This window comes from Brevibacterium sp. FAM 24630 (assembly GCF_049804075.1).
Lineage (GTDB): Bacteria > Actinomycetota > Actinomycetes > Actinomycetales > Brevibacteriaceae > Brevibacterium.
Window position 1 is genome coordinate 16,559 of record NZ_JBNBZD010000016.1, and the last position, 12,526, is coordinate 29,084.

At 67.7% G+C, this 12,526-nt stretch carries 11 protein-coding genes; 6 read left to right on the forward strand and 5 right to left on the reverse strand.

The window, feature by feature from the left end:
* The first annotated feature begins 10 nt into the window (after positions 1 to 10).
* Entirely contained in the window at positions 11 to 463 is a 453-nt protein-coding gene (locus ACPUD7_RS12445; RefSeq protein ID WP_135537836.1) for a MaoC family dehydratase, read from the forward strand.
* 152 nt (positions 464 to 615) lie between these two features.
* On the opposite strand, the gene ACPUD7_RS12450 is transcribed toward ACPUD7_RS12445, so the two are convergent.
* The 3 genes from ACPUD7_RS12450 to ACPUD7_RS12460 form a co-directional block, all read right to left on the reverse strand.
* On the reverse strand, positions 616 to 1,347 hold the full coding sequence (locus ACPUD7_RS12450) for an endonuclease domain-containing protein (RefSeq protein WP_135537834.1): 732 nt from the start codon (positions 1,345 to 1,347) through the stop codon (positions 616 to 618).
* Between the two features lie 706 nt (positions 1,348 to 2,053).
* Positions 2,054 to 4,699: a trehalose-phosphatase gene (gene otsB / locus ACPUD7_RS12455; RefSeq protein ID WP_425120073.1), complete on the reverse strand. Its 2,646-nt coding sequence runs from the start codon at positions 4,697 to 4,699 to the stop codon at positions 2,054 to 2,056.
* Positions 4,700 to 4,726: 27 nt separating this feature from the next.
* Positions 4,727 to 5,446: a hypothetical protein gene (locus tag ACPUD7_RS12460; protein ID WP_425120074.1), complete on the reverse strand. Its 720-nt coding sequence runs from the start codon at positions 5,444 to 5,446 to the stop codon at positions 4,727 to 4,729.
* A gap of 114 nt (positions 5,447 to 5,560) precedes the next feature.
* On the opposite strand from ACPUD7_RS12460, the gene ACPUD7_RS12465 reads away from it, so the two are divergent.
* From ACPUD7_RS12465 to ACPUD7_RS12475, 3 genes are all read left to right on the forward strand, one after another.
* Positions 5,561 to 6,169: an ArsR/SmtB family transcription factor gene (locus ACPUD7_RS12465; protein WP_425120075.1), complete on the forward strand. Its 609-nt coding sequence runs from the start codon at positions 5,561 to 5,563 to the stop codon at positions 6,167 to 6,169.
* 68 nt (positions 6,170 to 6,237) lie between these two features.
* Positions 6,238 to 7,398 (forward strand): serine hydrolase domain-containing protein, encoded by a 1,161-nt coding sequence (locus tag ACPUD7_RS12470; protein ID WP_425120076.1) that lies wholly within the window; start codon positions 6,238 to 6,240, stop codon positions 7,396 to 7,398.
* On the forward strand, positions 7,395 to 7,769 hold the full coding sequence (locus tag ACPUD7_RS12475; protein ID WP_425120077.1) for a hypothetical protein: 375 nt from the start codon (positions 7,395 to 7,397) through the stop codon (positions 7,767 to 7,769). The genes ACPUD7_RS12470 and ACPUD7_RS12475 overlap by 4 nt, the downstream gene beginning before the upstream one ends.
* An 82-nt stretch (positions 7,770 to 7,851) precedes the next feature.
* Here ACPUD7_RS12475 and ACPUD7_RS12480 read toward each other — a convergent pair whose 3' ends face one another.
* On the reverse strand, positions 7,852 to 8,313 hold the full coding sequence (locus ACPUD7_RS12480; protein WP_425120078.1) for a Rieske 2Fe-2S domain-containing protein: 462 nt from the start codon (positions 8,311 to 8,313) through the stop codon (positions 7,852 to 7,854).
* Between the two features lie 138 nt (positions 8,314 to 8,451).
* Here ACPUD7_RS12480 and ACPUD7_RS12485 point away from each other — a divergent pair, with 138 nt between their 5' ends.
* Both ACPUD7_RS12485 and recQ read left to right on the forward strand, forming a co-directional pair.
* A complete protein-coding gene (locus tag ACPUD7_RS12485; RefSeq protein WP_135537822.1) occupies positions 8,452 to 9,675 on the forward strand; it encodes an MFS transporter in 1,224 nt (407 codons plus the stop codon).
* Between the two features lie 225 nt (positions 9,676 to 9,900).
* Positions 9,901 to 11,736: a DNA helicase RecQ gene (gene recQ, locus ACPUD7_RS12490; RefSeq protein ID WP_135537820.1), complete on the forward strand. Its 1,836-nt coding sequence runs from the start codon at positions 9,901 to 9,903 to the stop codon at positions 11,734 to 11,736.
* Between the two features lie 88 nt (positions 11,737 to 11,824).
* Here the strand turns inward: recQ and ACPUD7_RS12495 are convergent, their stop codons facing one another.
* Entirely contained in the window at positions 11,825 to 12,385 is a 561-nt protein-coding gene (locus ACPUD7_RS12495; RefSeq protein WP_135537818.1) for an OsmC family protein, read from the reverse strand.
* Positions 12,386 to 12,526 lie beyond the last annotated feature (141 nt).

Here is a 12,526-nt window from a genome sequence, read left to right on the forward strand (position 1 = left end):
AGAACCTTCAATGCGCACCATCAACGGCATCGACGAGATCGAATCGCTCATCGGTCAAGAACTCGGAGCCTCCGAGTGGACGACGATGGACCAGGACGCCATCAACACCTTTGCCGATGTCACCGATGACCACCAGTGGATCCACATCGACGAAGCCCGCGCGGCCGAGGGCCCCTATGGTGCGACCATCGTCCACGGGTTCTTCACCCTCTCGCTCATCCCGAAGTTCTCCGCCGAGATCTTCACGATCGAGGGCGTGTCCATCCGCGTCAACTACGGACTCAACAAGGTCCGCTTCCTCCAGCCCGTGGTCGTCGGCTCGCGCCTGCGCGGCAGGGTCGAGGTCAAGGAGGTCATCCGCGGCCAGAAGGGCACGCAGGTCATCCTCAACCACACGATCGAGATCGAGGACCAGGAACGTCCCGCCTGCGTCGCCGAGGTGGTCACCCTCCTCGTCGAGTGAGGCTCGGTCCGGTAGGGCGGCGCAACACTGCCAGCGGGGTCATACCATCTGCCAGCGAAATGGGTGTGGTCAGATTGCCAATATCGAGCTTGAATTGGGCAATCTGACCACACCTATCTTTCGCCGACCGGCGCAGCGGCCAGGTGGCGTCCTCAGATAAGTCCGCCTGCGCGCAGGTGGTGGGCGATCAGACGGCAGATCTCCGACATGTCCGAGCCTTTCGATACTCGGATGACCGTCCAACCCTCCGCCTGAAGTGCTGAGATGCGGCGATTGTCCTCAGCAAACTGGGTAGGCGAGCTCCGGTGGTGGTCTCCCTCGTACTCAATGGCGAGCCTGATCGACGGATAGCCCATGTCTGGATGGAGTTCTGTCCCGATGAGCGCACACATGACTGCCGGATGGACCAGGGGTTCAGGAAGACCTGCGTCGATGAGATGCAATCGCAGCCTCGTCTCCGGTGGAGAGTCCACATCGTCCCGGACCAAGTCGAGCGCGCTTTCAGCGGTGAGACGTCCGTACACTCGGCGGCGGGAAGCAAGCTCAGCGCGGATCTCGTCGATGGTTGTCACCGGTCCACCGTGCCACCGGCCGACGGCGGCATCACCAAGCTCCACGAGTTGCCTGACCGTCAGCACCCGCGCAAGTTCGATGAATAACTGCGGTACCGTGACGAGCGGCAGACCGAAGAAGTTCTCCGACCGCAGCCATTCGTAGCGATGGAAGACAACATTCTTCCGATACCTGGACAGGCACTTGTCTTCGCGGGCCACATGCATCCGTGTATCGGCATTCCACGGCACCGGCAAGCCATATAACCGTGCCGCAGTGACATTGCAGGCGACCACATTCGGGTCGATGCAGGCCAGACCCGACAGCTTCACTCGCTCTTCGATCCACTCGGTATCCGCCCAAGTCGGAGCGACGACCCGAGTCGTGGGAGCGGCTTCGACCCATACGCCGTAGTCGAGCTGCTGGTACTTCCGCCCGTCGTCCAGCGCGCGACGCGTGATTCCCCGCGAAGCGGCCTGCGCCCTCGTGAACGGAATAGCGGCGGTCAACAACTGACGTGGCTTCTCCGACCAGGACCGGACGCGCAGCTTCCGCGGCTTCGTACTGTCGCGCGGCGGCGGAGGAGCCGTCGATCCCCCAGCTGCGTTAGCCGGAACGTCGGCCCGATTGTCGTGCAGCGGGTTGGCCTGCGGGCTCATCCGCGAGCTGGTCCTAGAACCGGCCCGTGAGTTGGTCGCCTGACCGCTTTGCGGGCCGGACCGCTGGGTAGCGTTGAGTGGCCGCGAATCTGACGCCTGATTATCCATGGCATGAGACTGCCTCACCCTTGACGAAGAATGCCAGAGGCGAATATCCGCCTGTGGACAGAGTTGCGATATCCACAGGCGGAGTACGTACGACTCGCCGCTCGCTCCTCGCGGCTATGGACGGAGGAAGACGCCGGAGATGGGTGGGGTCAGATTGCACATTTCTGCGTCGAAAATGGCAATCTGGCCACACTCATCTCACGGACGAGGCAACAGCGGTCGGTGCTGCGCGGCGCAACCGGCGGGCAGGCACCCCGGACCGCCCCGCGGGTCAGCTCGGGCGGTGGGCGTCGAGGAGCTGGGCGACGCGGATGTAGCCGAGATGCGAGTAGGCCTGCGGGTGATTGCCCAGGTGCGCCTCGGCGACGGGGTCGTACTCCTCGGACAGCAGCCCCGTCGGCCCGAGCAGGTTGTCGACCTGCCGGAACAGGTCCCACGCGTCGTCGATGCGACCGACTTCGATGAAGGCCTCGATGAGCCAGGTCGTGCAGATGTGGAATCCGCCCTCGAGGCCGGGCAGCCCGTCGTCGTAGCGGTAGCGGAACACGGTCGGCCCGACCCGCAGCTCACGTTCGACGGCGTCGACGGTCGAGACGAACCGCGGATCATCGGCATCGACGAGCCCGGAGAGCCCGACGAACAGCGCCGCCGAGTCCAGGTCCGTCTCCCCGTAGGCGACGGTGAACGCCCCGACCTCCTCGTTGTACCCGTGGGTGAGCACGTCGTGGGCGATCTCCTCGCGCAGCTGCCGCCACGCCCCGGGCGGTTCGCGGTCGAACCGTTCGGCGATCCGCAGCGCCCGATCGACCGTCACCCAGCACATCACTCGCGTGTAGACGTTGTGCTTCGGTGCGCGCCGGGCCTCCCAGATCCCGTGATCGGCCTCGAACCACCGCTTGCCCACGGCTTCGACCATCTGGCAGGTGAGGGTCCAATAGTTCTCGGGAAGCTCGCCGAGGTGGCCGCTGAGTTCGTCGAGCAGCTCCGTGACCGGGCCGAACACGTCCAATTGGACCTGGTGTTCGGCGGCATTGCCGACCCGCACCGGCCGAGAGCCGGCGTATCCGGGCAGGTGGGCGAGCACCGCTTCGGTGGTCAGCGCCGAACCGTCGACGGCGTAGAGCGGGTGGAGCTGTTCGGGTGAGACGGTGCGGGAGAGGATCCCGGACAGCCACGACAGGAAGCCTTCGGCCTCGCCCGTCGAACCGAGCGCGAGCAGGGCCCGGACCGTCATCGACCCGTCCCGCAGCCACGTGTACCGGTAGTCCCAGTTGCGCACGCCGCCGATACCCTCGGGCAGGGAGGTCGTGGGGGCGGCGAGGACTCCTCCGGTGGGTTCGTGGCACAGGGCGCGCAGGGTGATCGCCGAGCGGATGACCTCTTCGCGGTGATGGCTGGGCAGGTGCAGCGAGTCGACCCAGTTCGTCCAGAAGTTCAGGGCACGTTCGCGCACATGGTGCTCCCCGCCGGTGGCGATATAACCGGCGTCGCCGGTGCCCGTACCGCAGGCGAGGACGAGCACGACCCTGCCGCCGGGCTGCTGCGAGGGCACGACGGTCGCCTCGGCGGTGTGGGAGTCGCCGTTCTCGACGAGCTCGAAGTCGAGCCCCGGGGCATGGAGTTCGATGGGTTCCGAGGTCCCGAGCACCGCCACCCCGTCATCGGTCGTCACCATGCGGGTCGGCACCGTCGCATAGTCGAGGCGAGGGGCGAAGCGGATCCGGGCGGGAGCATCGCCGGTGAGCACGCGCACGACGATCGTGTCGTCGCTGTGCCCGTCGACGGGAGCGAGGTAGTCGATGCAGCTGAGGCCGGCCCACCGAGTCTCGAGCAGCGTGGAGTGCCCGAGGTAACGCTGAGTCAGCGGGCTCGCCCCGCCGACGGGGGCGACGGCGAAGAACCCGGCCGCCTCGGTGCCGAGGATCTCGGAGAACATCGAGGCAGAATGCGGCAGCGGGTGCGGCATCCAGCAGATGCTGCCCGCGGGATCGACGAGCGCGGTCGACTGCCCGTTGCCGATCAGGCTGTGCCGCTGAATCGGGGTGGCCCGCCGACCGAAGAGCCAGGACTTGCGCAGTTCGAACAGGGCCCCGAGGACGGTGGAGACCTCGTCCGAGGAGGCCAGGCGGAAGTCCGCGTGCGTCGTCGTGGGCTCGGTGCCGACCTTCAGCCCGAGGTCGTGCTCACCGAGGGTCTCGAGCGCGAATTCGTCGGCGGTGTCATCGCCGATGAACACCACGTTCTCGGCTCCGGTCTGCACCCGCAGCCGGGTCAGGGCCTCGGCCTTCGACGACGGCACCACCGACAGGTCGATGACCTGCTTGCCCCGGGTCGGGTGGACCGGATGGGCGGTCGCGAGCTGTTCGACGGCGGCTTCGACCCGGCGGCGTTCGGTCTCGTCGAGTCCGCGCAGGTGGACGGCCGCGCCCGTGGTCTTGTGCTCGATGACCTCGCCGGGCAGGGTGCGGGTGAGCTCGGCGCGGAAGTCGGCCAGGGTCGCCCGCTGCGCCTCGGTGAGGCTGGCGATGGTGAAGGTGTCGGTCTCTCCGCCGTGGGATCCGAAGAGGTGGACCTCCCGCGGCAGGCGCGACATCGCCGCGAGGTCACGCAGGCTGCGACCGGAGATGACCCCCGCCGAGGTGGACGGCAGGAGGGCGAGCGCGCGCAGTGAGTCGACCGAGCTCTCCAAGGGAAAGGCTTCGCTGGGGACGTCGACGATGGGAGCGATCGTGCCGTCGTAATCGGTGGCCACGAGCAGAGACGGGGACCGGGAGAGTTCGAAGAGGCGGCGGAAGAGGGCGGGGTCGAGTTCGCGGCTGGCTTCGGCGAGGTCGCCGAGGAGTTCGGAGGACCTCACCGAGGCGGCGATGGTGGCCAATCGGGATTCGGTCGCGCTCTCGTACTCGACAGTGCTCATCTCACCTCGGGTGTCTCGGGTGCCCGGTCAGGGCTCGTTCTTCGGGGCAGTTCCGTCATCTGATTCGTCGGAGTCGTCGGAGGTGGCCGCCTCGGCGGGGGTGCCGATCTGCTCGGCCGGTTCGCCGCGCTTGGCCAGCTGACGACCTTTGCTCAGGCGGGAGTACCCGCCGATGATGAAGATCACGCCGGCGATGAGGGTCGCGGCGCCGGTGAAGCCGAGGATCGACAGGGCCTCCATACCGTCGCCGAAGACGAGGATGATGCCCAGCAGGGCGTGGGTTCCCGCAGCGATGAGGAAGTCCGAGGCCATCGGCTGGGACTTCAGCTGCCTGTAGGCCCAGAATTCGAGCGCGCCGTGCAGCAGGGCCCAGATGCTCAGCGCCGCGCGCAGCTCGGCGGGGTGGTCGGCGAGGAAGAGGAAGACGATCGCCGGGATCGCAATGACGGCCTGGCCGTAGATCGCGGTGCGCACATTCAGCGGTGCGCGCACGGCTTCGAAGGCCAGGGCGAGGGCGAAGAGGATGAGGTAGCCGATGGCGAGGTGGTCGACGACGTCGGTCGGCATGCTCAGCTGCAGCGGGTTGCTGTCATCACGGGGCCAGAAGACGGTGGCGATGCCGAAAACCACACCGAGGAGGCCACGGACGACCATGGGCGTGCCGAGCCGTTTCGCGGCGGCGATGGCCTGCGGGGAGGCCTCGGAACGCGGGGACGTGGATTCGGTGCGCGGCTCTTCGGTACTCATCACGACACCAGTCTAGGTCGCCCGCCTGAGTCTGTCCGTTCAGCCCTGGCTCAGGCGCGGACGCACCCTTCGAGATGCATTTACGTAATTACGTATTTATTGTATTATTGAGCCATGGAATCAACGCCTTCACCGGAGGAACGCCTCTCTGCACTCGAACGCCGGGTCGCCGAGCTCGAAGCCGGAGCCTCACCCGCGACGGGGGCAAGGGCATCGGGTGCTTCCGCGGAGACGGGCAGCGCAGAATCGTCCCCGGCTGCGGGCGGGACGGGATCCGCGCCCCCGGGCGAGGCAGCCGCGGGGCTGCCCGGCGACACGGACACGTTCTGGGCACTGCACGGACTCGTCGACTGCCTCGGCGAGGACGGCGGAGTCACCTACACCGGGTACACCACTCCCCCGGGCTCGAACGCGCCCGTGGGGTGGCAGATGGGGCTGACGAGTGCGGGACTGGGCGACATCGATTTCGCCGAGGCGGCCGGATCCCTGGCAGCGCTCGGCCATCCCGTCCGACTCCAGCTGCTGCAGGCGATCTACGAAGGCACGTCGACCGTGGCCGAGCTCGGTCGGGACGAGCGCTTCGGCACGTCCGGGCAGATCTACCACCATGTGCATGCCCTCGCCGGTGCCGGATGGCTCGAGAATGCCCGCCGCGGGCACTGGCGAGTCCCCGCCTCGCGGGTCATCCCGCTGCTCACGCTCGTGCTCATCGGCACGCACTGAACGACACGGGCGGCGAGCGTTCCGTCCCTGATCACCGCACTTCCCACCCCCGACCACGAGGAGGAACGATGACCGAAACCGATCCCGACCGCAGGCCTCCGGCGGACGGTGAGGCGACTTCCGGGCGCGCGCCTCGGCGCCGGATCATCGCCCTGGCCGCCGCGACACTCACGGCCGTCGCTCTCGCCGTCCTCACCCCGTGGCCGCGCGGCTTCCAAGGAACTCCCACCGGTGACGCCGAGCTCATGAGCGAGCTCGCACAGACCCTCGGCAGCAAACACTGGCAGCACATCGCCGCGGCCCGCATCGACGGCGACGAGGTCACCTTCGCGGGCACCGGGGCCGATGAACACACCGAATTCGAGATCGGCTCGATCACGAAGACGTTCACCGCCGCCCTCTTCGCCGATGCCATCGACCGGGGCGAGATCGACGCGGACACCCGCCTCGGCGAGGTCTGGCCGGATCTGCACGGGAAGGTCGCCGAAGTGAGCCTCGAGTCCATCGCCCAGCAGCGGTCGGGTCTGCCCTCGCAGAAGCCGTGGTCAGGGTGGGGCGAGGGCCTCTCCGGCATCCTCGCGAACTACGTCCGCGCGGACCCCTATCGCGGCGACGCCGCCGCCATCGTGGCCGGTCTGCACGAGGCGGAGGTCGGGAAGAAGGAGCCCGAGTACTCGAACTTCGGGTTCGCCGTCCTCGGTCAGGCCATCGCCGAGGTCACTGGGGAGGACTACGGCGAGCTCGTGCGGACGCGGATCACCGAACCGCTGGGGATGGAGGAGACCTTCGTGCCGGACTCCCCCGAGGGATTGAGCCACGGCCGCACCTCCTCGGGCCTGTCCGCCGCCCCGTGGGTGATGGGCGGCTCCGCGCCCGCCGGTGCGATCCGCTCGACCGCCCACGACATGTCGATCTGGCTGCGGGCGGTACGCGATGGAAGCGCTCCCGGCGCGAATGCTGCCGAGCCCCGCGCCGATTTCGATGAAGGCGACCGCATCGGCTGGGCCTGGTTCACGACGAAGACCCGCGCGCCGAACCTCACCTGGCACAACGGAGGTACAGGAGGCTACACGTCGTTCCTCGGCTTCGATGCACAGTCCGGGCGGGGTGTCATCGTGCTCAACGACTCCGCGAACTGGGTCGATGCGGCTGCAGCGCTGATCTCAGACACATCCGACGCCGGGCCGGCGCGACCGGTCGACGTCAGACAGGAGGGAGCACGGTCATGAATCCCGAATTCGTCTCAGCGGTCATCGGTGCGATCATCGCAGCCTGGGGCGCCTTCGCAGCACTGCGGGCGCCCAGGTCGGCGACGCGGATGGGCCTGCTCTCGGGGATCGGCACGGGCGTGATGTTCGTGCTTCTCATCCGCCTCGTCGGGCCCTTCGGAGGCTGGGCCGACTGGTTCGTCTGGGTCTGGCTGGCCGCCATGGCCACCATCGTCGTCGCCGTCTTCCGGGCAGTTCTCGTCTGGCCCGGCCTGCCCTGGCGGGCCGAAGACGCAAAGACCCGTCGCAGCGAGGTGAGCGGACTCGGCTTCTCCGTCGTGGCCGCCCTCGTCATCGCCGGAGCCCTGGTTCTGCCCGGACTTCTCCCCTGAGCGTCCCAGCGAACGCAGCATCACAGGATGCAGGCCACCCGCGCCCCCGACGGGCGCGGACGCCTCACCCGGAGGCGATGGATCACTTGCCCGTGATCGTCAGGGTCCCACCGTCCTCGGTGACCTCGTACTTCGGCAGCGGTTCCTCGGCCGGACCGGAGAGCACCTCACCGGTGGTGACCGAGAAGTTCGTCGAGTGGCACGGACAGATGATGGCTTCCTCGGTGACCCTCTTGACCTGGCAGCCCTGGTGCGTGCACACGGACGAGAACGCGAAGAACTCGCCCTTCTTCGGCTGAGTCACAACATAGGTATCGTCGATGACGGTGCCCGATCCGACGGGAACATCGGAGCTCGGAAGGCTCGCATCCTGCGTCGGCGCGGCCTCCTCCTCTTCGGGTGAGCACCCCGAGGTGGCCGCCACCGAGGTGCCGACGACCGCAGCGGTTCCGGCCACACCCACGGTCTTCATCACCCGACGCCGACTCGGGGCCTCGGCGGCGGTCGACTCTGCCGGGATGGGGGTGATCGGGCTCGGGGTCATCGGAATCTGCTCCTTCTCGCGGATGCGCACAATCCACCATGCCGGCGCCCCGGCATGGTGCGGAGACTCCAGCGTACAATCGCTGACGGTTCGACACGTACAGGGGGCAGACGGCGCCCGAGGCGAAAGGCGGTGGCGATGTCCGAAGGATCGCAGGCGAAGACCCCGGACCCATCGCAGTCGCATGCGGCCACGGGATGGGGGTTGGCCGCCTCGGCGTATGTCTTCACCGTCGTCATGATGGGCACGACCCTGCCGACTCCGCTCTACCCCCTCTACGAGGAGCGGTTCGGCTTCGGCACCGCTTTCACGACTCAGCTCTTCGCGATCTACGCACTCGGCGTCATCGCCGCACTCATCGTCTTCGGCCGCCTCTCCGACGGTCTCGGGCGGCGCCCGGTGCTCAGCCTCGGGGTGGTCTTCTCGGTCGCCTCGGCGGTCCTCTTCCTCATCGGCGCGAACGTCGGACTGCTGCTCACCGGACGTGTCCTCTCCGGGCTGGCCGCGGGGATCTTCACGTCCACGGCCACCGTCACCGTGCTCGAGAACGCCCCGGCCGGACGCGAACGGCTGGCCGGGTCGCTCGCGACGGCCGCGAACATGGGCGGACTGGGATTGGGGATCCTCTCCTCCGGACTCCTCGCCCACTTCGCCGCCGGGCCCCTCTTCACACCGTTCCTCGTCAACGCGATCATGCTCATCATCGCCGGGGCCGCGCTGCTCCTTGTTCGGGACCGGACGCGGAGGCAGCAGCGCGGCACCCCGGGTGCGGTGCGGCTGCAGCTGCCGGGCATCCCCGCCTCGGCGAAGCGCATGTTCCTCGCCGCCTCACCGGGAGCGATCACCGGATTCGCGGTGTGCGGGCTGTATTCGGCGGTCGCGCCGAGCTTCATCGGGCAGACCCTGCACCTCACGTCGACGGCGGTCACCGGCACCGTCGTGTTCCTCCTCTTCGGCGCCTCGGCGAGCGCGCAGCTGGTCTTTCGGGGGCTGAGCGACCGTCGGCTCATCGTCGGCGGGACGGTGACGATGATCGTGAGCATGGGTGCGCTTGTGCTCGCGCTCCTGATCGGCTCGCTGCCGGTGCTCATCGTCTCCTCCGTGCTGGCCGGAGCCGGGCAGGGGCTGGTGTTCATGACCGGGATGCGCGCGATCACCGCAGCCACCGCCCCGGAGCACCGCACCGAGGCGACCACCTCCTACTTCATCCTCGCCTACGTCTTCATGTCCGTGCCGGCGATCGGTGCCGGATTCCTCGCCGCCGAGGTGGGACTGGCGAATGCGACGACGATCTTCGCGGTCGCGGTGGCCGCGGTCTGCGTGTTCGGGCTCGTCGCGGCCCGGAGGTTCTCTGCCCGGTGAGGGACGGTCCGGGCCGGGCACTTTCGGACAGTTCGCTGAAACATAGGTCACCTTCGGACATTTTGGCGGCAGCAAAGTATCCGATTGCGACCTCAATTTCGGCGCGAATGTCCGATTGCGACCAAAACTCGGCATCAGTTGTCCTCCGTCGCCTCTCCTGCACGGTCTCAAACGACTGAACGCCCCGGAGGTTCTGAGTCAGTGCCGTGAACTAGGGTGGGGTCCATGACCTCCGCAGCCACGACTTCCGCCCTCGATGTCCTTCACGATGTCTTCGGCTATGAGGAGTTCCGGGGTGAGCAGGCGGCCATCGTCGACCAGGTCGTCGGTGGTGGGGATGCGGTCGTGCTCATGCCCACCGGCGGCGGCAAGTCCCTGTGCTATCAGATTCCGTCCCTGGTCAGGCCGGGCACGGGCGTGGTCATCTCCCCGCTCATCGCGCTCATGGCCGATCAGGTCGCGGCTCTGGAGAACCTCGGTGTGCGCGCGGCCTACCTCAATTCCTCTCTCGATTTCGACACCGCGCAGCAGGTCGAGCAGCAGCTGCTCGCCGGTGAGATCGACCTGCTCTACCTCGCGCCCGAACGCCTCGTGCTCTCGCGGACGATGCGGCTGCTCGAACAGGCGCAGATCTCACTGTTCGCCATCGACGAAGCCCACTGTGTGTCCCAGTGGGGCCATGACTTCCGCAGCGACTATCTCGGGCTCGGGGTGCTCGCCGAACGGTTCCCCGACGTCCCGCGCATCGCGCTGACGGCCACGGCGACCCCCGCGACTCATGCCGAGCTCACCGAACGCCTCCACCTCCAGGAGGCCGAACACTTCGTCGCCAGCTTCGACCGGCCCAACATCACCTATCGGATCGAACCGAAGGCTTCGGCCCGGTCCCAGCTGCTCAACTTCATCACCACCGAACACCCCGGGGACGCCGGCATCGTCTACTGCCTGTCCCGGCGCGGCGTCGATCAGCTCGCCGAGGCGCTCGTGGCCCGCGGCATCACCGCCCTGCCCTATCACGCGGGACTTCCCGCCGAGGTGCGGGCGGAGAACCAGGCTCGGTTCCTCCGTGAGGACGGGATCGTCATGGTCGCCACGATCGCCTTCGGCATGGGCATCGACAAACCCGATGTCCGCTTCGTCGCCCATCTCGATCTGCCCAGATCGGTCGAAGGCTATTACCAGGAGACCGGTCGTGCCGGCCGTGATGGGCTGCCCGCGGATGCCTGGATGGTCTACGGCCTCGGCGATGTCGTCTCCCAGCGCCGCCTCATCGAATCCGGTGAGGGCGACCAGGTGTTCAAACGCCGTGCGATGAGCCACCTCGACTCGATGCTGGCCCTGTGCGAGACCGTCGACTGTCGGCGCGTGCAGCTGCTGCGTTACTTCGATGAGGAGTCCGAGCCCTGCGGCAACTGCGATACCTGCATGACACCCCCGGTGACCTGGGATGCGACCGTGGCCGTGCAGAAGCTGCTCTCGGCGGTCATTCGCCTCGATCGCGAACGCGGACAGCGTTTCGGCTCCGGGCAGGTCATCGATGTGCTGCGCGGCAATGACAACGACCGCTCCCGGGCGTCCGACCACGAGAGCCTGAGCGTCTGGGGCGTCGGCGACGACCTGTCCGAAAGCCAGTGGAAGACCGTCATCCGTCAGGTGCTCGCCCGAGGACTGCTGGAGTCCCACGGCGATTACGGAGTCCTCGTCGTCGGTGAGGCGGCCGGTCCCGTGCTGCGCGGTGAAGAGGAGATCTCGCTGCGCGTCGACCCGGTGAAGAGGTCCGGTGCGAAGAAGGCGGGATCCCGCCGCCGGTCCGGCCCCGAAGTCGAACTCGACCCGGCCGATGCCTCCCTGTTCGAAGCCCTGCGCGCCTGGCGCGGTGAACAGGCGAAAGAGCAGGGCGTGCCCGCCTATGTCGTGTTCCCCGATGCCACGCTCTACGGCATCGTCGAGGTCAGGCCGAGCTCGGTCAGCGAGCTCGGGCAGGTCAGCGGTGTCGGTCTGAAGAAGCTCGACCGCTACGGAGAGTCCGTCCTCGAGGTCCTCGCCGCGCATTCGGGCTGATCAGACAGGGCCGGCGAATACTCGTGAGCCGATCCTCCGACCGACGGACACGCATCAGCCGGCCCTCCGACCGTGACGGCTCTCGTCCTCAGTCGACTTTCGTCACGGTGACGTCGATCGGCGTCGGGTTGGTGAAGATGTCGAAGACCGGGCAGTGGGCGTCGACGGTCTCCTGCAGCCTGCGGTAGTCCTCGGCGTCGTCGGGTCCCGAGACGTTCACGGACACCCGCACGGTGGAGAACCCGGGACGGACGGTCTCATCGGCTCCGAAGAGTCCCTGCACATCGAGGTCGCCCTCGGCGGTGACATCGAGTTCGTCGATGGTCAGCCCGAGATTGTGGGCGTAGAGGCGATAGACGACGATCTGGCAGGAGATGAGCGCTCCGAGCGCGTATTCGACGGGGTTCGGTGCCGCGTCATCGCCGGCCAGCGGGGTCGGTTCGTCGACGGCGAAGGTGTGCTGCCCGGCGGTGATCACCGAGGACACGGACCCGCGGGCCGTGCCGGAGGCCGAGAACTTCAGGCGGCCGTTCGTCGCCGAGGCGGCCAGACGCTCATTCCAGGCGCTGCCCGCCGCGGCGAGGCGTTCGGCGCGCTCCTGAGCAGTGATGTCGGCGATGGTGTCGAGTTTAGTGGCGGATGCAGTCATGACGGGGCCTCCCGGTGTCGGTGCTGTTGCTTGGGTGATTGCCGACCCCAGCCTAGGAATCTCCGCCGGCGGGCCGCCCTGACTCCGTCGGCTTCCGACTCCCGCCGACATCTTCGGGTCATCCGGCGTCATCTGCCGACA

What these genes read in the sequence shown, in the direction of transcription:
- ACPUD7_RS12465 (WP_425120075.1), top strand. Translation starts at nt 5,561, where the DNA reads ATGGAATCAACGCCTTCACCGGAGGAACGCCTCTCTGCACTCGAACGC.
- otsB (WP_425120073.1), bottom strand. Translation starts at nt 4,699, where the DNA reads ATGAGCACTGTCGAGTACGAGAGCGCGACCGAATCCCGATTGGCCACC.
- ACPUD7_RS12475 (WP_425120077.1), top strand. Translation starts at nt 7,395, where the DNA reads ATGAATCCCGAATTCGTCTCAGCGGTCATCGGTGCGATCATCGCAGCC.
- ACPUD7_RS12485 (WP_135537822.1), top strand. Translation starts at nt 8,452, where the DNA reads ATGTCCGAAGGATCGCAGGCGAAGACCCCGGACCCATCGCAGTCGCAT.
- ACPUD7_RS12445 (WP_135537836.1), top strand. Translation starts at nt 11, where the DNA reads ATGCGCACCATCAACGGCATCGACGAGATCGAATCGCTCATCGGTCAA.
- ACPUD7_RS12495 (WP_135537818.1), bottom strand. Translation starts at nt 12,385, where the DNA reads ATGACTGCATCCGCCACTAAACTCGACACCATCGCCGACATCACTGCT.
- ACPUD7_RS12480 (WP_425120078.1), bottom strand. Translation starts at nt 8,313, where the DNA reads ATGACCCCGAGCCCGATCACCCCCATCCCGGCAGAGTCGACCGCCGCC.
- ACPUD7_RS12470 (WP_425120076.1), top strand. Translation starts at nt 6,238, where the DNA reads ATGACCGAAACCGATCCCGACCGCAGGCCTCCGGCGGACGGTGAGGCG.
- recQ (WP_135537820.1), top strand. Translation starts at nt 9,901, where the DNA reads ATGACCTCCGCAGCCACGACTTCCGCCCTCGATGTCCTTCACGATGTC.
- ACPUD7_RS12460 (WP_425120074.1), bottom strand. Translation starts at nt 5,446, where the DNA reads ATGAGTACCGAAGAGCCGCGCACCGAATCCACGTCCCCGCGTTCCGAG.